This window comes from Proteus appendicitidis (assembly GCF_030271835.1).
GTDB classification, from domain to species: domain Bacteria; phylum Pseudomonadota; class Gammaproteobacteria; order Enterobacterales; family Enterobacteriaceae; genus Proteus; species Proteus appendicitidis.
In genome coordinates this window covers 98,862-119,504 of record NZ_CP127389.1, presented here as the reverse complement: position 1 = coordinate 119,504, position 20,643 = coordinate 98,862, and the positions used below count along the sequence as shown (strand labels likewise).

General features: G+C 40.7%; 20 protein-coding genes. 13 read left to right on the top strand and 7 right to left on the bottom strand.

Going from position 1 to position 20,643, the window contains the following annotated elements; all coding sequences use genetic code 11:
- Positions 1 to 8: 8 nt before the first annotated feature.
- Complete coding sequence (gene metB / locus QQS39_RS00620; RefSeq protein ID WP_151436602.1) at positions 9 to 1,169, bottom strand: cystathionine gamma-synthase; 1,161 nt, start codon at positions 1,167 to 1,169, stop codon at positions 9 to 11.
- Positions 1,170 to 1,451: 282 nt separating this feature from the next.
- Between metB and metJ the strand changes: the two genes are divergently transcribed.
- Positions 1,452 to 1,769 carry a met regulon transcriptional regulator MetJ gene (metJ, locus tag QQS39_RS00615; protein WP_006534139.1) on the top strand — a complete coding sequence of 106 codons (318 nt, stop codon included), beginning with the start codon at positions 1,452 to 1,454 and terminating at the stop codon, positions 1,767 to 1,769.
- 198 nt (positions 1,770 to 1,967) lie between these two features.
- On the opposite strand, the gene yjjJ is transcribed toward metJ, so the two are convergent.
- A complete protein-coding gene (gene yjjJ / locus QQS39_RS00610) occupies positions 1,968 to 3,272 on the bottom strand; it encodes a type II toxin-antitoxin system HipA family toxin YjjJ (protein WP_285805912.1) in 1,305 nt (434 codons plus the stop codon).
- A gap of 213 nt (positions 3,273 to 3,485) precedes the next feature.
- A complete protein-coding gene (gene rpmE / locus QQS39_RS00605) occupies positions 3,486 to 3,698 on the bottom strand; it encodes a 50S ribosomal protein L31 (protein WP_151436601.1) in 213 nt (70 codons plus the stop codon).
- Between the two features lie 203 nt (positions 3,699 to 3,901).
- On the opposite strand from rpmE, the gene priA reads away from it, so the two are divergent.
- The 7 genes from priA (at position 3,902) to rraA (ending at position 11,928) form a co-directional block, all read left to right on the top strand.
- Complete coding sequence (priA, locus tag QQS39_RS00600) at positions 3,902 to 6,103, top strand: primosomal protein N' (protein ID WP_285805214.1); 2,202 nt, start codon at positions 3,902 to 3,904, stop codon at positions 6,101 to 6,103.
- 341 nt (positions 6,104 to 6,444) lie between these two features.
- A complete protein-coding gene (gene cytR, locus QQS39_RS00595; RefSeq protein WP_232797315.1) occupies positions 6,445 to 7,440 on the top strand; it encodes a DNA-binding transcriptional regulator CytR in 996 nt (331 codons plus the stop codon).
- 70 nt (positions 7,441 to 7,510) lie between these two features.
- The gene (locus QQS39_RS00590) at positions 7,511 to 8,308 is read left to right on the top strand and encodes an SPOR domain-containing protein (protein ID WP_285805213.1); all 798 of its coding nucleotides are present in this window, start codon (positions 7,511 to 7,513) and stop codon (positions 8,306 to 8,308) included.
- A gap of 114 nt (positions 8,309 to 8,422) precedes the next feature.
- The gene (gene hslV, locus QQS39_RS00585; RefSeq protein ID WP_006534149.1) at positions 8,423 to 8,953 is read left to right on the top strand and encodes an ATP-dependent protease subunit HslV; all 531 of its coding nucleotides are present in this window, start codon (positions 8,423 to 8,425) and stop codon (positions 8,951 to 8,953) included.
- 12 nt (positions 8,954 to 8,965) lie between these two features.
- Positions 8,966 to 10,300, top strand: a complete 1,335-nt coding sequence (gene hslU / locus QQS39_RS00580; RefSeq protein ID WP_075672990.1) for an ATP-dependent protease ATPase subunit HslU — start codon at positions 8,966 to 8,968, stop codon at positions 10,298 to 10,300.
- A gap of 97 nt (positions 10,301 to 10,397) precedes the next feature.
- Positions 10,398 to 11,315 carry a 1,4-dihydroxy-2-naphthoate polyprenyltransferase gene (locus tag QQS39_RS00575; RefSeq protein ID WP_285805212.1) on the top strand — a complete coding sequence of 306 codons (918 nt, stop codon included), beginning with the start codon at positions 10,398 to 10,400 and terminating at the stop codon, positions 11,313 to 11,315.
- A 109-nt stretch (positions 11,316 to 11,424) separates the two neighbouring features.
- Positions 11,425 to 11,928, top strand: coding sequence for a ribonuclease E activity regulator RraA (rraA, locus tag QQS39_RS00570; protein WP_006534154.1), 504 nt, complete (start codon positions 11,425 to 11,427; stop codon positions 11,926 to 11,928).
- Between the two features lie 105 nt (positions 11,929 to 12,033).
- Here the strand turns inward: rraA and zapB are convergent, their stop codons facing one another.
- Positions 12,034 to 12,276, bottom strand: a complete 243-nt coding sequence (zapB, locus tag QQS39_RS00565) for a cell division protein ZapB (protein WP_036933299.1) — start codon at positions 12,274 to 12,276, stop codon at positions 12,034 to 12,036.
- Positions 12,277 to 12,570: 294 nt separating this feature from the next.
- On the opposite strand from zapB, the gene QQS39_RS00560 reads away from it, so the two are divergent.
- Both QQS39_RS00560 and glpK read left to right on the top strand, forming a co-directional pair.
- Positions 12,571 to 13,386, top strand: a complete 816-nt coding sequence (locus QQS39_RS00560; protein WP_151436596.1) for an MIP/aquaporin family protein — start codon at positions 12,571 to 12,573, stop codon at positions 13,384 to 13,386.
- Positions 13,387 to 13,428: 42 nt separating this feature from the next.
- Positions 13,429 to 14,961: a glycerol kinase GlpK gene (gene glpK / locus QQS39_RS00555; protein ID WP_151436595.1), complete on the top strand. Its 1,533-nt coding sequence runs from the start codon at positions 13,429 to 13,431 to the stop codon at positions 14,959 to 14,961.
- Positions 14,962 to 15,078: 117 nt separating this feature from the next.
- Here the strand turns inward: glpK and emrD are convergent, their stop codons facing one another.
- The gene (gene emrD, locus QQS39_RS00550; protein ID WP_151436594.1) at positions 15,079 to 16,263 is read right to left on the bottom strand and encodes a multidrug efflux MFS transporter EmrD; all 1,185 of its coding nucleotides are present in this window, start codon (positions 16,261 to 16,263) and stop codon (positions 15,079 to 15,081) included.
- A 337-nt stretch (positions 16,264 to 16,600) separates the two neighbouring features.
- Between emrD and fpr the strand changes: the two genes are divergently transcribed.
- Positions 16,601 to 17,347 carry a ferredoxin--NADP(+) reductase gene (gene fpr / locus QQS39_RS00545; RefSeq protein ID WP_285805211.1) on the top strand — a complete coding sequence of 249 codons (747 nt, stop codon included), beginning with the start codon at positions 16,601 to 16,603 and terminating at the stop codon, positions 17,345 to 17,347.
- A 63-nt stretch (positions 17,348 to 17,410) separates the two neighbouring features.
- On the opposite strand, the gene QQS39_RS00540 is transcribed toward fpr, so the two are convergent.
- Complete coding sequence (locus QQS39_RS00540) at positions 17,411 to 17,842, bottom strand: DUF805 domain-containing protein (RefSeq protein ID WP_285805210.1); 432 nt, start codon at positions 17,840 to 17,842, stop codon at positions 17,411 to 17,413.
- A 97-nt stretch (positions 17,843 to 17,939) separates the two neighbouring features.
- Here QQS39_RS00540 and QQS39_RS00535 point away from each other — a divergent pair, with 97 nt between their 5' ends.
- Positions 17,940 to 18,575 (top strand): DUF1454 family protein, encoded by a 636-nt coding sequence (locus QQS39_RS00535; protein ID WP_285805209.1) that lies wholly within the window; start codon positions 17,940 to 17,942, stop codon positions 18,573 to 18,575.
- A 106-nt stretch (positions 18,576 to 18,681) separates the two neighbouring features.
- Positions 18,682 to 19,452, top strand: a complete 771-nt coding sequence (gene tpiA / locus QQS39_RS00530) for a triose-phosphate isomerase (RefSeq protein WP_069366847.1) — start codon at positions 18,682 to 18,684, stop codon at positions 19,450 to 19,452.
- A 101-nt stretch (positions 19,453 to 19,553) separates the two neighbouring features.
- On the opposite strand, the gene QQS39_RS00525 is transcribed toward tpiA, so the two are convergent.
- Entirely contained in the window at positions 19,554 to 20,555 is a 1,002-nt protein-coding gene (locus QQS39_RS00525; protein ID WP_196735164.1) for a sulfate ABC transporter substrate-binding protein, read from the bottom strand.
- Positions 20,556 to 20,643 lie beyond the last annotated feature (88 nt).

Here is a 20,643-nt window from a genome sequence, read left to right as displayed (position 1 = left end):
ATCCATGGTTACCTTTTAGTTGCTGCATCAAACGCACTTTGCAAATCATTGATTAAATCCTGGCTATCTTCAATACCCACCGAGATACGAAGTAATGAGGGGCTGATCCCTGCTGTTTTTTTCGCTTCTTCTGACATACCTGCATGGGTCATGGAGGCAGGGTGACAAATTAAGGTTTCTACCCCACCTAAAGATTCTGCCAGTGTAAAGAGTGTTAATTGAGATAAAAAGAGTTTAATCACATCTAATCCTCCTTTTAACTCAAAACTTAACATTGCACCGAAACCTTGTTGCTGTTTTTTTGCTATTTGATGGCCAACATGATTTTCCAGTGCGGGGTAATACATTTTTTCGACTAATGGCTGTGTTTGTAAAAATGCTACTAATGCCTGTGCATTTTCTTGCTGAAGTCGAATTCGAGGTACTAATGTTCTTATGCCTCGTAATAATAAATAACTATCAAATGCGCCAGATGTGACGCCAATATTATTCGCCCACCAGCTTAGCTCCTCAAGCTGTTTCTGACACTGACAGATAACAACACCAGCGACAATATCTGAGTGTCCATTAAGATATTTTGTGCATGAGTGGACAACAATATCAGCGCCTAATGCTAACGGCTTTTGCAAAACAGGGCTCATAAAAGTGTTATCAGCAACCACTAATGCACCGTGTTGATGAGCAAGCTCACTGATTTTTTGAATATCCGTTATTCTTAAAAGAGGATTACTTGGTGTTTCGATAAAAACAATTTTAGGCTGATGCGCTAAAGCCTGCTTAAGTGCAATATCATCATTTTGATCAACAAAAATCACACGATAAGCGCCACGCTCTTGCTGGCTGTTAAAAAGACGATAACTTCCTCCATAACAATCATGAGGCGCAACAATCACATCGCCGGGTTTTAGAAAAACCGTACAAATTAAATGAATAGCTGACATTCCACTGCTAGTGACAACTGCCCCCACTCCACCTTCTAGCTCGGCTAATGTCTTTTGCACCATATCACGCGTTGGATTACCTCGACGAGAATAATCATGATCACGAGGCTGATTAAATTCTAAAAAATTATAGGTACTAGAAAGATAGATAGGCGGTACGACACAACCAAATTGAGTGTCTTCATTTAGCCCATTATGGATAGCAATTGTTGCTGTTTTCTTCGTCATACAGGCACCTTGTCACAGCGATAAGTGGAGAAATCTGCAACAGCATATCCAATTAGACACCAAGACGTCAATACATCTAGCCATCTAAACTCCTTTACGGATAGATTAAGTAATGGAATAATACCCAAATTAAGAATATCACCAGTGACTGTTACTTTTTCTCTCACCTTCAGCCAGAAGAGTCGGTGGTTTTAGAAAAGTCATGATAAACTGGTATTGCCCATCAGAATGTGGGTTAACCCTATTCTGACTTCAACTAAATGATATTAATTAAGGTAATCCATGGCTGAATGGAACGGTGAATATATCAGCCCTTACGCTGAGCATGGCAAAAAGAGTGAGCAAGTTAAAAAAATTACAGTTTCAATTCCATTGAAAGTGCTAAAAATTTTGACTGATGAACGCACTCGCCGTCAGGTTAATAACCTAAAACATGCAACCAATAGTGAATTATTGTGTGAAGCATTTTTGCACGCATTTACCGGACAGCCTCTCCCAAATGATGAAGACTTACGTAAAGAACGTAACGATGAAATCCCTGAAGAGGCAAAAGAAATAATGCGCCAGCGCGGGGTTGATCCCGATACTTGGGAGTATTAATCAGCGTCAGCTTTTGACTGATTGCTTGATTAACACGAACAAAAAAGCCCAAAGCAAAAAACTTTGGGCTTCAGATTAACCCCCCTAGCTTTTAGCGAGGGGGTTCTTTAGGTATTTATCGAAGATTGTTCTCATCAGCCACATGAATAAAATTCAGCAACACATCATCTTGAATTAAATTTTTAGGTCTATTTGTCATTACCCTAGACGAGATATACGCGAACTTGCTTCATCAAGATGACTACGTAACGCTTTAAGGCATGGAGAAAAATTGTCAGAAAAACAATTACAGCTCTCAGCTAAAGTATAAAACTGCTCGGCTAACTCTAAACATTCCTGCCAAACTTCACTGCTGATCCCATCAAGTAATGTCACTGGACGAAGTGTATTGACTATTTCACCACCGGGCTTAGGCGCAAATCCCATTGGTAAAATATCGTAGGCAGGTGAAAGCTCGTATGGGCGACCATGTCTACTGATAAACGACAAATTGCCATGGTGCATATCAGTATTCCCAATCAACATTCCAAATGCCCAACGACGTGCCGTGCTAATCGCAGCATCTGGATGAACTCGTTTTTGCTTAATTAACTCATTAACTAATACTGGCCAAGGCTCTCTTGCTCGTCCTATAAACTCAGCATCTAGTGCTTGTAAAGAAAAAAGACCTATACGACCTAGTGGACCTACACGATCAAATCGTGGGATTTCGAGGAAACGTTGCCCTTCAAAATCAAATACCTCTGTTTCAACTCCGAGTACTTTTAATGCCAGATGCTCAGCTTGAAGCAGATCACGCCAACGCTCACTAACAGCATTATTGTCAGGCGCTGTAAATTTTACGATAACATGACCTTTCTCTGTATAGGTACAGAATTTGGGTTGCTCCCCACCAGCGGATGAACCAGGCTCCTCTCCCGAACTAACAGCTCGTGCTAATGTGGGATAAGTTTTATCACGTTCAACAATTTCTGGTATCTGCATACTCAAAAATTGATCTCTTGCCTGCTCTCCTATTAGCAGATTTCCCACTGCATCATGTCCATGAATCAATAATGCTCTGATTATATCGGTATCAGACCAACGATCTGGATTTTGGGGCAAACCAAGCTCAGCCGAATAAGCAGAAGCATAAGCTCTCCCAAGATATCCTTGGGGGCGCATATCCAATAACCACCACGGCAAACCTTCACTATATCGGTTCACATTATCTATCCGCTCCATAACAAAACCTTCTGGGAAAACTGGCGTCAATTTACCTAGAGGCTTAACTTTACCTTCTTCATTTATGCGATAAATAGGAACTGAATTGAATCCACGAAAACCATCACGTAAAGCATATTGAATAGAAGCCCCTGAACCAATTCGCACAATATCATCACTTAGTGCGTTTAATGCCCGTGATAATGTTGGCTGACTAATATTAATTATATCAGTAAGTTGTCTTGCTGATTTAGGTTCACTGCGTAGTATTTGCCGTATCAATTCAGAGCGTATTGTCATGATATTAATTGCTTTATGAATAGATAAATGAATAGATGGATGAATAGATAATTTATCAGTTGTGATCTGGCTTGTCACTACCAAAAGCGTTATCTAAAAAGAGAAAACTTTGCCCATAAAAAAAGCCCAAAGCAAAAAACTTTGGGCTTTTTTTCAATTCCGAACTGTCTGCAAGATGCCAGACTAAGCTGACATCTTGTGACAACAAATATCTTATTTGCTGCCTGGAATTTTGAAGCGTTTGTTGAACAGATCAACACGACCACCAGTTGCAACATCACGTTGTTTACCAGTATAGAATGGGTGGCATTTGTCACAAACGTCCAGATTCAGGTTATGACCTGCAGTGGAGTTGATTTTCATAACGTTACCGCAAGAACAAGACGCAGTAATTTCTTCGTATTTAGGATGGATATCTTTTTTCATGGAAAACCTCTACTAAGGCCGTGTCGCCATTCAGCCCACAGCCGAACACCACACGTCGTGTTGATTGAAATTAAGTGTTTGGTAATTTATCTACCAAAGGGGGCGGATCATACAGAATATCCACTAAACGCGCAATGAAATCTGCACACTTTTTGTGATATTCTTAACGTCATCTTTTCGCTAAAACTCTCGGAAACCCTGATATGACCATAGTTCAGGTAATTTTACCTGTACCACTATTCTCCTCTTTTGATTATCTGTTACCAGGAGGGATCGATGCGCCTGTTATCGGCAGCCGAGTGATCGTGCCTTTTGGTAATAAACGCCGCTCTCTTGGTATTGTCAAAGGGCTTAGTACACACAGCGAGTTTCCTATCGAAAAGCTAAAGCCAATTGATGAGATCCTTGATAGCGAAACACTCTTTCCGGGTGTTTTGTGGGATATGTTAAATTGGGCATCGGCTTATTATCACTACCCGTTAGGGGAAGTGCTATTTCATGCTATGCCGATTTTATTACGACAAGGAAAACCCGCAGAATTCACACCATTATGGCAATGGTATGCGACTGAAGAAGGGATTAATCTCGACCTCAATAGTTTAAAAGGGGCGAAAAAACAGCAGCAAGCATTAGCAGCCCTTCGCCGTACACCTTTATATCGCCATCAACTTGATGAGTTTGAGATAACGACTGCAACACTTAATAACTTAAAAAAGAAAGAGTTTGCGGATCTGCGCCCTATTCAACCGGCCCCCATACATTGGCACAATGATCTTGCGGTTCAAGGCGAACGTTTTAAATTAAACACAGAACAAGCTATTGCAGTAGGTGCAATCACCGCACAGGCCGATCAATTCTCACCTTGGTTATTATTGGGTATTACAGGTTCAGGCAAAACAGAAGTTTATTTGAGTGTGTTAGAAAAAATTCTCGCACAAGGTAAACAAGCACTGGTACTGGTGCCTGAAATTGGCTTAACTCCTCAAACAATTCGTCGTTTTAAGGCTCGCTTTAATGCGCCTGTGGATGTGCTTCATTCAGGATTAAATGATACTGAACGCTTAGCCGTTTGGTTACGAGCCAAACGAGGTGATAATGCCATTATTATCGGTACACGTTCGGCACTACTAACCCCTTTTCAGCATCTTGGTATTATCATTATCGATGAAGAGCATGATGGCTCTTACAAACAACAAGATGGTTGGCGTTATCATGCGCGTGATCTCGCCGTTTTTCGTGCAAAACAAGAAAATATTCCTATTGTTATGGGAACTGCAACCCCATCAGTTGAAACCAGCTTTAATGTTGAGCAAAAAAAATATCAACAACTCACCCTAACTCAGCGTGCAGGTAATGCAAAACCCGCAACAGAGCATTTAATTGATTTAAAAGGGCAACCACTGACAACGGGGCTGTCTCCCATTCTGATCAAAGCAATAAAAGAGCACCTTAATGCGGGTAACCAAGTGATGCTCTTTTTAAATCGCCGAGGATTTTCACCTACATTGCTATGCCATGAATGTGGATGGATAGCAGAATGCCCTCGCTGCGATCACTATTATACTATCCATCAAAAACATGGCATGTTACGTTGCCATCAATGTGATAGCCAGCGACGCATTCCAGCACAATGTCCACAATGTGGCTCCACTAATTTAATCCCCGTAGGATTAGGAACAGAACAACTTGAGCAAGGGATTGGTGAATTATTTCCTGATACACCAGTGACGCGAATTGATAAAGATACAACAAGTCGCAAAGGCGCTTTAGAGCAACAACTGGAAGATATTTATCAAGGTGGCTCACGTATTCTTATCGGTACACAAATGTTAGCCAAAGGGCATCACTTTCCTGATGTCACCTTAGTGGCTTTACTTGATGTGGATGGCGCTCTGTTCTCCAGTGATTTTCGTGCAGCCGAACGCTTTGCTCAGCTTTATATACAAGTATCAGGTCGAGCAGGTCGTGCGGGTAAACAAGGCGCGGTGTATTTACAAACCCATCAGCCTGATCACCCTCTATTACTGACATTATTAGAAAAAGGCTATGACGCTTTCACTAAAGAGGCTTTACAGGAGCGACAAGCGACTTTTTTACCGCCTTATTCTAGCCATATTATGATCCGCTCTGAAGATCACAATAATCAGCGTGCGCCTCAGTTCTTACGACAGCTCAAACAGTTTTTCGAACAACACCCAATGCGAGATGCTAATTTATGGATAATGGGGCCAGTTCCTGCAATTCAAGCTAAACGAGGAGGCAATTATCGTTGGCAATTATTGCTCCAGCATCCTTCACGAGGTTATTTACAAAAATTACTGTCTGTCACTTATCCTCAGATTGTGGCTTTACCTGAAAGTAAAAAAGTGAAATGGAATATTGATGTGGATCCGACAGATTGTTGATACTCTCTTTTGGATATTTTTGCATATATTTTGATCGATTTTATCTTGAGAGCCAAATTCCACCAAATACTCATTACGCCTCAAGACTATTTATCAATTTTGCGAACTACCTCATAAAAACGATTGGTATCACACTTTTTATGCAAACTAGGTAACAGTATCTATTTAAAAAGCGGGTAGAATAACAATTTAGAATATTTCTTGAATTAAAAACCGTCGATAAAATCCTTTTTTGAATATTGGCGGTTTTTTTGCAATAAAAAAGCAATCGTTTAACTAAACCATCCAAAAGGGAGGTATGGGGTTTGCAACAGAATAATAAAGATAATACGCAAGCAACAATGAAAGATGTTGCCCTTGCAGCCGGCGTGTCCACAGCAACTGTGTCACGTACTTTAATGAATCCGGAAAAAGTATCCTCACAAACCCGTCAGAAAGTTGAACAGGCTGTTCTTGATGTGGGCTATTACCCACATAACCTGTCAAAAAATCTTAAGCGTAACGAGTCAAAAACGATCCTTGTGATCGTACCTAACATCAGCGATCCGTTTTTTACTGATGTTGTGTGTGGCATCGAAGAAACCGCTGCACAACATGGTTATCTCGTGTTAATTGGTGATTGTAAACATCAGCAAAAACATGAAAATGCCTTTATTAATCTCATTATCACCAAACAAATTGACGGTATGTTACTTCTTGGCTCACACATCCCCTTTGATGTTTCCAAAGAAGAACAGAAAAATTTACCGCCGATGATCATGGCAAATGAGTTTGCGCCTGAACTCGAATTACCTACCGTGCATATTGATAATCTCACGGCATCTTTTAGAGCAACACACTATTTACAGCAAATGGGTCATAAGCGTATTGCCTGTATTACAGGCCCTGAAGATATGCCTTTATGTCGTTATCGTTTGCAAGGCTATATTCAAGCCATGCGTAGAACGGGTGTACCTTTGCGCGAAGATTATATTATTCGTGGTGATTTTACCCATGAAAGCGGTGCAGAAAGTCTGAAAAAACTGATTTCTTTACCGGAGCCACCGACAGCCGTGTTCTGTCATAGTGATATTATGGCAATTGGCGTTATGTGGCAGGCGAAAAAATTAGGATTAGAGCTACCTAAAGATCTCTCTGTGATTGGTTTTGATAATCTTGATATCACTCGCTATAGCGAACCTGCTCTGACAACAATGGAGCAACCTCGTTATCAAATTGGTCGTGAATCTATGTTGTTATTACTCGATCAACTACAAGGTAGACCTGTTGCACCCGGCTCTCGCTTATTAGATTGTGAGCTAATTATAAGAGAGAGTGTCTGTCGGCTTAAAAGCTAGGCAAAACACACTATGTTAAGTAACATATCGTTTGTGATACCTATTCCTTTAATTATCAGCGAATCGAACTGTGGCACAACGAGACTATGTGGGACGAGGGCAGACATCTGCTCGTCGTAAAAAGACAACGAAAAGTAAAAACAAAAAGGCTGCTAAAGGGCTGCCTTTAACGACGCTTATCGCGGCAATCGCTATTGTGGCGCTGTTTATCGGCGGCCTCTATTTTATTACACATAATAAAAAAGAAGCCGTAGAAACAATGCCAACCATCACTGGGCAACATCCAGCGAATAGCCTACCGCCAAAACCGCAAGAGCGTTGGCAATATATTAAAGAATTGGAAAATCGTCAGGTCGGTACACCTTTACAGCCTGAATATCCTTCATCGGGTAGCCAGATTAATCCGAAAGCAACACTTTCGCCTGAGCAGTTACGTTTTTTACAACAAATTGAAGCGGATAAGCGCCAACCTGCCGTTCAACTGCCAGAAGTGCCTTACAATGGTGAAGTACCACGCTCACAAGTGGTTGTAACACCACCTGCAACAATCCCCCCTTCTGTTACACAACAGCCGGTACAAACTCCACCACCGCAAGCACCTGTACCTGCAATTGTTACACCGCCTAAACCTGCTGTGACTGAAGCAAACTTTTTAGTGCAATGTGGCTCTTTTAAAAATACCGAACAAGCTGAATCAGTGAGAGCAACGCTGGCTTTTTCGGGTGTTGAAAGCCGAGTAACGAAAGGTAATGATGGTTGGATCCGCGTCTTATCAGGTCCTTACAGTAAAGAACAAGCCAACTCCATAAGTAGACAAGCCGCTGGAGCTGGCGTATCAGGTTGTATTCTTCGCGCTTCTGGGGGTTGAAAAATAAATTTTCTCCCCCACCTATAATTCTAATTCACACAACGGTCAGTGCCTTATCTTAAATAAAGGCACTTCCCGTCTCTTTTTTTTATTGATTAAACCAGGGGCTGACTCATGACTACAATCGTAAGTGTTCGCCGTAAGGGCCAAGTTGTAATCGGTGGTGATGGACAGGCGACGATGGGTAATACCGTCATGAAAGGCAATGTTCGCAAAGTACGCCGTCTTTATAACGACAAAGTCATTGCGGGATTTGCTGGCGGCACTGCTGATGCTTTTACTCTTTTTGAACTGTTTGAGCGCAAACTAGAACTTCACCAAGGGCATTTAACTAAAGCTGCGGTAGAACTTGCTAAAGATTGGCGCACAGACAGAATGCTACGCAAATTAGAAGCGTTGCTTGCTGTTGCAGATGAAAATACATCTCTTATCATCACAGGTAATGGTGATGTGGTTCAACCAGAGAACGATTTAATTGCTATCGGTTCTGGTGGCCCTTATGCACAAGCAGCGGCTAGAGCTATGCTAGAAAATACTGAACTTTCTGCACGAGAAATTGCTGAAAAAGCACTTAGCATCGCTGGAGATATCTGTATTTACACTAACCATAATGTCAACTTTGAAGAACTCTCTTCAAAAGAGTAAGGATTAGAGAGCATGTCTGAAATGACTCCTCGCGAAATTGCCAGCGAACTCGATAGATTTATTATTGGTCAAGATAAAGCGAAACGTGCAGTGGCGATTGCCCTACGTAACCGCTGGCGTCGTATGCAGCTTGATGAAGCGCTGCGTCATGAAGTAACACCTAAAAATATTCTGATGATTGGACCGACAGGTGTCGGTAAAACTGAAATTGCACGCCGTTTAGCAAAATTGGCAAATGCACCTTTCATCAAAGTTGAAGCAACTAAATTCACCGAAGTGGGTTATGTGGGTAAAGAAGTTGATTCTATTATCCGTGATTTAACCGACTCTGCGGTCAAAATGGTACGTAGCCAAGCTATCGATAAAAATCGTTTCCGTGCTGAGGAAATGGCTGAAGAACGTATCCTTGATGTCCTTATTCCACCAGCAAAAAATAACTGGGGCGTAGCAGAACAAGCATCTGAACCGTCAGCAGCACGTCAATCTTTCCGTAAAAAATTACGTGAAGGTCAGTTAGACGATAAAGAGATTGAAATTGAGTTATCTGCAACACCAATGGGTGTTGAAATTATGGCTCCTCCAGGAATGGAAGAGATGACTAATCAATTACAATCTATGTTCCAAAATTTAGCAGGTCAGAAACAAAAAGCGCGTAAGATGAAAATCAAAGATGCGTTTAAGCTTATTGTTGAAGAAGAAGCTGCTAAATTAGTTAATCCTGAAGAGCTTAAACAGCAAGCGATTGATGCAGTAGAACAACACGGTATCGTCTTTATTGATGAAGTAGATAAAATCTGTAAACGTGGGGGACAAAGTTCTGGCCCTGACGTTTCTCGTGAAGGTGTACAGCGCGACCTCTTACCACTGGTTGAAGGTTGTACAGTTTCAACAAAACACGGTATGGTAAAAACAGACCATATTCTGTTTATTGCATCAGGTGCTTTCCAAGTTTCAAGTCCTTCTGATTTAATTCCTGAATTACAAGGACGTCTGCCAATTCGTGTTGAACTTCAAGCGCTGACAGCAGAAGATTTTGAGCGTATTCTAACTGAACCTAATGCATCGTTAACAAAACAGTATGAAGCATTAATGGCAACCGAAGGTGTGTCTATTAGCTTCACCGAAGACGGTATTCGCAAAATTGCTGAATCAGCATGGCGTGTAAATGAAACTACCGAAAATATTGGTGCTCGTCGTTTACATACTGTTTTAGAGCGTTTGATGGAAGAAATTTCCTACGATGCTAGTGAACGTCAAGGTCAATCAGTATTGATTGATGCAGAATATGTGAAACAGCATCTGGATGAGCTTGTCGCAGATGAAGATCTGAGTCGATTTATTTTATAATCAACTTGTGCGATCCTTATCAGCAATATTTACGTGGGAGGCTTGCCTCCCATTCTTATTTTTATAATAACAACGAACACGAGTATCGAATTTCAGCATGAGCTCTCTAAATTCCACTAGCCGGACTCAAGCCTGGCTTGAAAGTTTACGACCCAAAACACTGCCTTTAGGGTTAATTGCCATTGTGACGGGTTCCGCATTAGCGTATTGGATGGGTCATTTTGAGCTACCTATTGCATTGCTTGCTATATTGACAGCGGGAACATTACAGATCCTATCAAACCTTGCCAATGACTATGGTGATGCCGTAAAAGGAACAGATACTGAAGAACGTTTAGGGCCACTACGTGGAATGCAAAAAGGCATAATCACAGCGGCTCAAATGAAAAAAGCGCTGATCCTAAATGTTATTATTTCCTGTATCTGTGGTATTGCACTTATTATTGTCGCCTGTAAAAAGCCAGAAGATGCTATTGGCTTCTTAGTAATGGGTCTGCTCGCTATTGTTGCCGCAATTACTTATACCGTGGGTAAACGCCCTTATGGTTATATGGGGCTGGGAGATATCTCTGTTTTAATTTTCTTTGGCTGGTTAAGCGTCATCGGAACTTATTACTTACAATCCAACACCTTTGATATTGTTACCCTACTTCCTGCTACAGCCTGTGGTTTACTTTCTGTCGCTGTTCTAAACATTAATAATATGCGCGATTTAGAAAGTGATATTCAAGCAGGTAAAAATACATTAGCTGTTCGCTTAGGTCCTGCTGGCTCCAGAACTTACCATACCTGTGTTATTTTTCTTTCTATTGCCTGCTTAATTATCTTCACTCTCCTTTATATGCATCGCTGGACAGCGTGGTTATTTTTACTCGCCACCCCGATACTTTTACTGCATATCAAACGAGTGAATGCCGATCACTCTGGTGAGGCGATGCGTCCCCTACTCGAACACATGGTAAAAGCAGCACTATTAACTAACGTTCTTTTCTCTTTAGGTTTAGTTTTAGAATAATTTCACTCGATTGTTGATTTGACTCACTGAATTTTCAGTGAGTCTTTTGCCAATCGCCCCTGTTAAGGGATATACTGGACTTTCCTGTGGCAACCTGACGTAATCTCCTATGAAATATGATACTTCTGAACTCTGTGATATCTATCAAGAAGATATCAATGTCGTAGAACCGCTTTTCTCAAACTTTGGTGGTCAAAGTGCCTTTAACGGGCAAATTATCACCGTTAAATGTTTTGAAGATAATGGCCTGCTTTATGACTTACTCGAAGAAAATGGTAAAGGCCGTATTCTTTTGGTCGATGGCGGTGGCTCTGTACGTAAAGCCTTAGTTGATGCTGAACTAGCACAACTTGCTGTTTCTAATGAATGGGAAGGCATTGTCGTTTACGGCGCTGTACGTCAAGTGGATGCATTATCAGAGCTTGATTTAGGTATTCAAGCAATGGCCGCTATTCCTGCGGGTTGCCAAAGTGAAGGCATTGGTGAAAGTGATATCCGTGTTAACTTCGGTGGTGTTACCTTCTTCTCTGGTGATTATCTTTATGCTGATAACACCGGGATCATTTTATCTGAAGAGCCATTAGGCTTAGATGAAGATTTGATTGAAGAGTAATTGTTACTTTTTATCTGTGTTTTATCTGCGTTCTTACGATTTCAATACTCAAAAGCCACCTAACGGTGGCTTTTGTTTTTTTAGACTTTAAGCAAATAAAGACAATTATTGCACGTCTTCCATTTTGCCTAACAGAGCGCGTAAACGCTCTTGCCAACTTGATTGCTCTTGTTTCAACTCTTCATTTTCACGAACAAGGGCTTCGCGTGATCCTTTCGCTTCTTGAACTTCTTGGTTCAGCGCATCATTTTTTTCTTTTAGCTCTTCGATTTCCATCTGTAATAATGTGATGGTATCAATTGCTTGTTGTACTTTTGATTCTAACTTCTCGAAAACTTCAAATGACATACTGTAATCCCCCATATAATCGATACTTCCGATTGTAAGTAGCCTATCAACAACTGTCTAGCATCTTCCGAGGAATTACATTCTTTTTTCAATTTATCAAAAACACTGGTCAGATCACATTACAAATGTCGATCAAGTCACTAATTAAGAGCGTTTTCACTCATTTTCTTGATGAGACACACAAATTTCAATTTCGCTTATTCTCGTTTACGCTCATTAACGATAAATTCACAGTTATCTTTTCAATTCGAAAAGAATACTAACAATAAATAACCCTCTTTCAGGATAGAATATATGAGCCAGACGAAAACCTCTCTTATGGGTCAATGCATTTCTGAATTTATCGGAACTGCGTTGCTAGTCTTCTTCGGCCTTGGTTGTGTTGCTGCAGTACGTATTGCAGGTGCAGAGCTAGGGCTGTGGGAGATAAGTATTATCTGGGGGCTGGGTGTTGCCTTAGCCGTTTATCTTACCGCGGGCACATCTGGTGCTCACTTGAACCCGGCAGTTACCGTTGCATTTTGGTTATTTGCTTGCTTTGAACGCAGAAAAGTTATCCCTTATATTATTGCACAAATGTTAGGTGGCTTCTTTGCCGCTGCTATTGTGTATTTTATGTACTACAGTGTTTTCCTCGACTACGAACAAGTTAATGGCATTGTCAGAGGCTCACAAGAAAGTCTCTTCACTGCCGGTGTATTCTCTACTTATCCTGCAGCTCAAATTTCCGTTGCACATGCCTTTGTTGTCGAAGTTATCATTGCCATTATCCTTGTTGGCTTAATTTTAGCCTTAACTGATGATGGTAACGGTGTACCTAAAGGTCCATTAGCACCATTATTAATTGGTATCTTAATTGCCGTAATCGGTGGTGCATTTGGCCCATTAACCGGATTCGCCTTAAACCCAGCTCGTGACTTTGGTCCAAAATTGGTTGCGTACTTTGCTGGCTGGGGTGATATTGCACTGACTGGTGGACGTGATATCCCTTATTTCTTAGTTCCAATAATTGCTCCATTTATCGGTGGTATCTTAGGTGCATTGGCTTACCGTAAATTAATTGGCCGTCACTTACCTTGCGATACCTGCAAAATTGAAGACGATAAATAAAATTAAGAGCAATATTGTTGATTATCAGAACAGGTTACTAACATGACAACAGAAACAAATACATCGAATACCGAGAAAAAATATATTGTTGCACTGGATCAGGGTACAACTAGTTCACGCGCCGTAGTCATTGACCACGATGCCAATATCGTCAGTATTTCACAACGTGAATTTACCCAAATCTATCCTAAGCCAGGCTGGGTTGAACACGATCCAATGGAAATTTGGGCAACACAAAGTGCAACCTTAGTTGAAGTATTAGCAAAAGCAGATATTCCATCCGACCACGTTGCAGGTATTGGTATCACGAACCAACGTGAAACCACCATTGTATGGGATAAAGAAACGGGTAAACCTGTTTATAACGCAATTGTATGGCAATGCCGTCGTACTGCGGATTTCTGTACTCGCTTAAAAGATAAAGAAGGTGTTGAAGAATATATCCGTCAAAACACGGGTTTAATGGTTGACCCTTATTTCTCTGGTACAAAATTAAAATGGATCCTCGACAATGTCGAAGGCGCTCGTGAAAAAGCAGAAAAAGGTGAACTGTTATTCGGTACTGTTGATACTTGGTTAGTTTGGAAAATGACACAAGGTCGCGTTCACGTTACAGATTTCACTAACGCCTCACGTACCATGTTATTTAATATCCACTCTTTAGATTGGGATCAAAAAATCCTCGATCTGCTGGATATTCCTCGCAATATGCTACCAAAAGTAGTGCCATCTTCAGAAGTTTATGGCCAAACAAATATTGGTGGTAAAGGCGGTACACGTATTCCTATCGCCGGTATGGCGGGTGACCAACAAGCTGCACTTTATGGTCAACTTTGCGTACAAAGCGGTATGGCAAAAAATACCTATGGTACTGGTTGCTTCTTACTGATGAATACAGGTAAAGAAGCGGTTCGTTCTAATCATGGTTTGTTAACAACAATTTGTTGTGGTCCTCGTGGTGAAGTGAACTATGCCCTAGAAGGTGCGGTATTCGTTGGTGGTGCTTCTATTCAATGGCTACGTGATGAGCTAAAACTCATTGATGAAGCCACTGACTCTGAATACTTCGCAACTAAAGTTAATGATACTAATGGTGTCTATGTTGTGCCTGCCTTTACAGGCTTAGGCGCACCATATTGGGACCCGTATGCCCGCGGTGCTATTTTTGGTTTAACCCGTGGTGCTAACCGTAATCACATCATTCGTGCAACCTTAGAGTCTATCGCTTATCAAACGCGCGATGTGCTTGATGCAATGCAAGCTGATTCAGGCGCACGTTTACAATCACTGCGTGTTGATGGTGGTGCTGTTGCCAACAACTTCTTAATGCAGTTCCAATCCGATATTTTAGGTACGCGCGTAGAACGCCCTGTTGTTCGTGAAAGTACCGCATTAGGTGCCGCATTCCTTGCAGGTCTTGCTATCGGTTTCTGGAGTGATTTGGAAGAAGTGAAAAACAAAGCTGCTATTGATAAGGAATTCCGCCCTGGCATCGAAACCACTGAGCGTAACTATCGCTATAACGGCTGGAAAAAAGCTGTCGCTCGCGCTCAAGAGTGGGAAGATCGCGGTTAATTGCAGTAAAGGTTAATTGCAGTAAAACAGTTTGAGAGAGAAGTAGCCTAGGCTACAAAACCAAAATGCCGAGATTTTTATCTCGGCATTTTTTATTTTAGTCAGTGCATCAATCAACTAAATAGTATGTTCTTCATGGCTAAAACGATGCGCTAAAGGAAGCCAACAAAGCATAATCGCCACTGACATAGCAAACATAATCATACCTAAACTAAATTGATTATGCTGTGGCAGTAAAGCAGAAAACCATGTTGCGACACCAGAACCTACATTTTGTAAACCGCCCACCAGCGCACCCGCTGAACCCGCTAAATAAGGGAATGGCTCCATCGCCCCTGTTGTTGCTAATGGGAATAACATGCCAGCACCAAAGAAAAACAGTGCCGCAGGTACTAGTAATGTCCAAATATTAATAATATTTAGCCAACCGGGGACCCACATTAAAATCCCTGCGGATAAACAACAAAACACAGAATGCCACATCAGCTGTACAAAGGTTTTACCTTCACGGCCAGCATACCAAGCCCCAAAGAATGCGGCAGGAATAGGCAAAATAAATAATATACTGATAGTAATACTATTTAATCCGAGTACTCCACCCATTAACACACCGCTTGATGCCTCAAAAACCGCAATACCTGATAACGCACAAATCAGCATAATTAAAAAGGCGCTAAAGGTACTGTTTGAAAGTAGTAAGTAAAATGATGACAACATTTTACGTTTTTCAACTTGTACAGGACGTGTTTCGGGCATCCAACGATACATACAAAAAAGAACGCTACTTCCCAATAATAATAAGAAGATATAACACGCATGCCAGCCAAAGAAGTGAGCGACAACACCACCAATCATAGGCGCTAATAATGGGCTAACTAAAACCCCCATATTTAACAAACTATTGGCGTAACGTAACGCTGTACCTGTATATAAATCACGAGGTTGGGTACGTGTCATCACGCCTGCAACACCCGTTCCCATCCCTTGTAAGGTACTTGCAATAACCAGTGTGGTTAAATTTTGCGAGAAAATCGCCACTAGTGTTGATAAGCAAAAAATTGTCATACCAACTAAAATAACAGGACGACGCCCTACTTTGTCGGAAATAGGCCCATAAATTAGCTGTGAAAAACCATAAGAAAAAAGATAAGCCCCCATTACTTGCTGCACAGCCCCAGTTGGCTCACCAAAATAAACGGCCATATCAGCAATAACAGGAACATAAATAGTTTGAGTCATTTGACCCACAGCAACCAGTGCAATTATCAATAATAATAAATTTGCATGCTCTAACTTTCTCATTTCTTTTCTTTGCTCAAGAATTTCAGATAAATAAATTAACGGACAGGCGCACACTACAGAGAATTTACAAAAATAAACTCCGCAAAATGTATGCCTTTTCAGAATGAGACTAAGTTAACAAATTTGGAGAAATTTGCGAGATAGCCAGCAATTTTTGTATAAAGATTAATGTCAGAGAAATACACCATAGTTGTCAATATAAATGTACATATTGTGTCATTTATTGACAAAATCTTAGATTAATCACATCACCACACCATCTTGATAAATAAAAAACCGCTTCCTATTTAGAATAAATAACCAACGTAAGCATGTTTATCAAAAGGAGATAATCTCTATGGCTAATTGGGTGAATGGAAAAGTAACTCAAGTTCATCACTGGACTGATGCGTTAATGAGTCTTGTCGTCAATGCGCCTATTGATAAGTTTACAGCTGGGCAATTTGCAAAATTAGCGCTAGATATTGATGGTGAACGAGTACAACGAGCCTACTCTTATGTGAATGCACCTAATGATCCCAATTTAGAGTTTTATCTGGTGACTGTACCTGATGGAAAATTAAGCCCTAAATTGTGTGCGCTAAAAATAGGTGATGAAATTCTTGTGACCGAACAAGCTAGTGGCTTTTTTGTATTAGAAGAAGTCCCCACAGCAAATACACTTTGGATGCTTTCGACAGGCACCGCTATTGGACCTTTCCTCTCTATTTTACAATTAGGTGAAGATCTCGCTCGATTTGAAAATATCGTTCTTGTCCACGCTGTTCGATATGCTAATGACTTAAGCTATTTACCTTTAATGGAAAAACTCGTTGAACGTTATCAAGGTAAATTACGCATTCAAACCGTTGTCAGCCGTGAAAATCATATTGGCTCCTTAACAGGGCGCATTCCTGCACTCATTGAAAGTGGTGCTTTAGAAAAAACGGTAGGTCTAACCATCAGCCCAGAAGAGAGCCATATTATGTTGTGTGGTAATCCTCAAATGGTCAGAGACACTCAACAACTCTTAAAAGAGCAACGAGAAATGCGTAAGCACTTACGACGAAAACCCGGGCATATCACCAGTGAGCAATATTGGTAATAAGGCAAAAATAAGGGTGAACTTATTTATTTCACCCTTATTTGTTTGATTTAGTAACATCAATTAACGCCAGCGACGATAGTCCACTTGATCAGTCTGTTTACCAAAATAGTTTTCACCGTCATTACCAACAAATACACCGCAATCAAGCAACATAATCATCCCGATAAACGAAGGCAGAAAACGCCCTATCGCCCATTGCCAAAATGGCTCTAAGCTACTGGTATCAGCTAATCCTAACATCACCGCAAGTAAAAGTAATAAAAGCCATATTCCTCTTTTATTTCTGTCATGAAGTCTTTTGGTAAAAATTGCGCACAATGGATAAAAAATAGAGAAAATCAATATCCACGTCACAATGGCAGGTAATGGATAAATCATATCATTGATAATAAACAGGCCTAAAAAAAGAGCAAAACAAGCACCTAAACCAGCCCAAAAATCACGACGTCCAATTCGTCCTTTGAATGAAAATGCCCAATGTTGTAAGGTCATAAATTCTCAATAATTTACTTAATTTGTGAATTACACTGTCCATTTGGTATCAAATAATACAGACTAGCCAATAACAGCACAGACAAGCGGAGGACAGATGATAAAAGCAAACATACTTTCTACGTTATACCTGATAATCATTAGCATTGCTCTTTGTTTGCCAACTTCTGTTTTGGCAACAGAGATGTCAGTTGCACAAAAACAGCCCGCTAAAGATGATATTGCTTATCTGAAACAAGATGCACCTGTTTTTGAGATAACTATTCCAGAGCTAAGAGCTAAGTTCAATCAACAAAATCCGTTGCTATCGCTTAATGAATATAAAATCATCACTAATCACGATATTGCGATCCCTCTTGTCAGAGCTGCAACGCGTATTACGCCTTATATCTATTCATCTGCAATATTAGAGCGCGGCAGCGAAAAAATAAAAAGTTTACAACTCACGCTGATCCACTCCCCTGATTCACCTGAATTAGAAAAGATAAATCGCGAGCTAACAACACAATACATCATCACTTTGATTGCTCAATTTGACTCATCAATAACTCAAGAGCAAATTCAAGAGGCGCTCAATTTATTCGCCTTTAAAAATCAAACTTCTGATTATATTAGCCATGATGTAGGGGCCATTCGCTATATTATTGCCCATGAAGATAATCAATTAACTACCTTCGCCATTGAACCGATTAAGCTTTCTTTAAACAGCAAGATCGTTTCAGCAATTCCGTGATAAAAAACAAAGCTATTCTATTCATTGTTCTCTATACTGTTGTGCATCAACAGAATTCGTGTTTATTAGCAAACTAAATTTAAACCACTCGGTTGGAGGAAAAGTTATGCGCCATCCATTAGTCATGGGTAACTGGAAACTCAACGGCAGCATTCATATGGTTCATGAATTAATTGCTGCATTACGTAAAGAAGTTAGCGGTGTTGCGGGTTGTGATGTTGCTATCGCACCACCAGCAGTTTACCTATGCCAAGCACGCCATGAAATTGGTGGAAGCCGTATTGCATTAGGTGCTCAAGATACAGGTGTTAACTTATCAGGTGCTTTCACTGGTGAAACTTCAGCAGAAATGCTGAAAAACGTTGATGTTAAATACGTTATCATTGGTCACTCTGAACGTCGTACTTATCATAAAGAATCTGACGAGTTTATCGCTCAAAAATTCGGCGTGTTAAAAGAGTTAGGTTTAACACCAGTATTATGTATTGGTGAAACTGAAGCTGAAAACGAAGCTGGCAAAACTCAAGAAGTATGCGCTCGCCAAATCGATGCGGTGTTAAATGCACACGGCGCAGCAGCATTTAAAGATGCAGTTATCGCTTATGAGCCAATCTGGGCTATCGGTACAGGTAAATCTGCAACTCCAGCACAAGCTCAAGCTGTTCATAAATTTATTCGTGATCATATTGCGAAGAAAGATGCCGCTATCGCTGAACAAGTTATCATTCAATACGGTGGCTCTGTTAACGATAAAAATGCAGCAGAACTGTTTGGTCAACCAGACATCGATGGTGCATTAGTAGGTGGCGCTTCACTGAAAGCGGACGCATTTGCCGTTATCGTTAAAGCAGCAGCACAAGCTAAAGCGAAAAAATAATTTTTATCTTTCTGGCTTAAGCCGTTAATCGATAAAAAATAGAGAAAATCACCTTACTGAATATAAAGCAGAAGGTGATTTTTTTGTTTCTAGTCGTTTGATCAGCGACGACTTATTTCATCAAACACACCACCTGTCGCAAAATGTATTTTCTGTGCAGATTGCCAATCACCAAAAACGTCATTAAGCGTAAATAACTCTAGTTTTGGAAAACTGCTTTGGTATTTTTCTGCTATCGCTTTATCTCTAGGGCGATAATAGTTTTTCGCCGCGATTTCTTGTCCTTCTGGTGAATAAAGATAGTCTAAGTAAGCGGTAGCGATTTCTCGCGTGCCTCGCTTATCAACCACTTTATCAACTACTGACACCGTCGGCTCTGCAAGAATAGATATTGATGGTGTGACTATCTCAAATTTATCTGCCCCTAATTCATTAATCGCTAATAAAGCTTCGTTTTCCCATGCAATCAATACATCACCAATACCTCGTTCAACAAAAGTGTTTGTGGCTCCTCTTGCACCTGAATCTAACACCTCAACTTGCTGATAAAGTGCTTTAACGAATGCCTTAGCTTTTTCACTGTCTTGATGATTCGCTTTTAATCCGTAGCCCCATGCCGCAAGATAGTTCCATCTTGCACCACCAGACGTTTTAGGGTTTGGTGTAATAATGGAAACTCCTGGTTTAATTAATGAATCCCAATCTGTTATTTGCTTAGGGTTTCCTTTTCTCACCAGAAAAACGATCGTTGACGTGTAAGGGGCTGAGTTATCAGGAAGTCGTTTTAACCACTGTTTATCAATACTCCCTCTTTGAGCGATGGCATCTATGTCATAAGCCAGTGCTAAGGTAACAACATCCGCCTCAATGCCATTGATAACTGATGTCGCTTGCTTTCCTGAGCCGCCATGTGATTGACGAATAGTGACTCTATCTCCCGTTTTCTGCTCCCAATACTGGCTAAATGCTTGGTTATACTGCTGATAAAGCTCTCTCGTTGGATCATAAGAGACATTCAATAATTGAATATCTTTAGCCCATAAAATATGAGAAAAAAGTAATGTCGCTAAAGCCGTTGATAATAAACCCCATCGTTTAAACATAGCTATCCATCCCCTATCGTTAAGTATTTAACTAGGCTGACAGAAAGTTTTATAACGATGAAATAACAAAAAGCCGATGGATATACAC

Coding starts and splice junctions, on each gene's coding strand:
- rpmE (WP_151436601.1), bottom strand. CDS start 3,698: ATGAAAAAAGATATCCATCCTAAATACGAAGAAATTACTGCGTCTTGT.
- tpiA (WP_069366847.1), top strand. CDS start 18,682: ATGCGCCATCCATTAGTCATGGGTAACTGGAAACTCAACGGCAGCATT.
- cytR (WP_232797315.1), top strand. CDS start 6,445: ATGAAAGATGTTGCCCTTGCAGCCGGCGTGTCCACAGCAACTGTGTCA.
- zapB (WP_036933299.1), bottom strand. CDS start 12,276: ATGTCATTTGAAGTTTTCGAGAAGTTAGAATCAAAAGTACAACAAGCA.
- QQS39_RS00560 (WP_151436596.1), top strand. CDS start 12,571: ATGAGCCAGACGAAAACCTCTCTTATGGGTCAATGCATTTCTGAATTT.
- rraA (WP_006534154.1), top strand. CDS start 11,425: ATGAAATATGATACTTCTGAACTCTGTGATATCTATCAAGAAGATATC.
- fpr (WP_285805211.1), top strand. CDS start 16,601: ATGGCTAATTGGGTGAATGGAAAAGTAACTCAAGTTCATCACTGGACT.
- hslV (WP_006534149.1), top strand. CDS start 8,423: ATGACTACAATCGTAAGTGTTCGCCGTAAGGGCCAAGTTGTAATCGGT.
- emrD (WP_151436594.1), bottom strand. CDS start 16,263: ATGAGAAAGTTAGAGCATGCAAATTTATTATTATTGATAATTGCACTG.
- QQS39_RS00535 (WP_285805209.1), top strand. CDS start 17,940: ATGATAAAAGCAAACATACTTTCTACGTTATACCTGATAATCATTAGC.
- hslU (WP_075672990.1), top strand. CDS start 8,966: ATGTCTGAAATGACTCCTCGCGAAATTGCCAGCGAACTCGATAGATTT.
- QQS39_RS00575 (WP_285805212.1), top strand. CDS start 10,398: ATGAGCTCTCTAAATTCCACTAGCCGGACTCAAGCCTGGCTTGAAAGT.
- metJ (WP_006534139.1), top strand. CDS start 1,452: ATGGCTGAATGGAACGGTGAATATATCAGCCCTTACGCTGAGCATGGC.
- priA (WP_285805214.1), top strand. CDS start 3,902: ATGACCATAGTTCAGGTAATTTTACCTGTACCACTATTCTCCTCTTTT.
- QQS39_RS00525 (WP_196735164.1), bottom strand. CDS start 20,555: ATGTTTAAACGATGGGGTTTATTATCAACGGCTTTAGCGACATTACTT.
- glpK (WP_151436595.1), top strand. CDS start 13,429: ATGACAACAGAAACAAATACATCGAATACCGAGAAAAAATATATTGTT.
- QQS39_RS00540 (WP_285805210.1), bottom strand. CDS start 17,842: ATGACCTTACAACATTGGGCATTTTCATTCAAAGGACGAATTGGACGT.
- metB (WP_151436602.1), bottom strand. CDS start 1,169: ATGACGAAGAAAACAGCAACAATTGCTATCCATAATGGGCTAAATGAA.
- yjjJ (WP_285805912.1), bottom strand. CDS start 3,272: ATGACAATACGCTCTGAATTGATACGGCAAATACTACGCAGTGAACCT.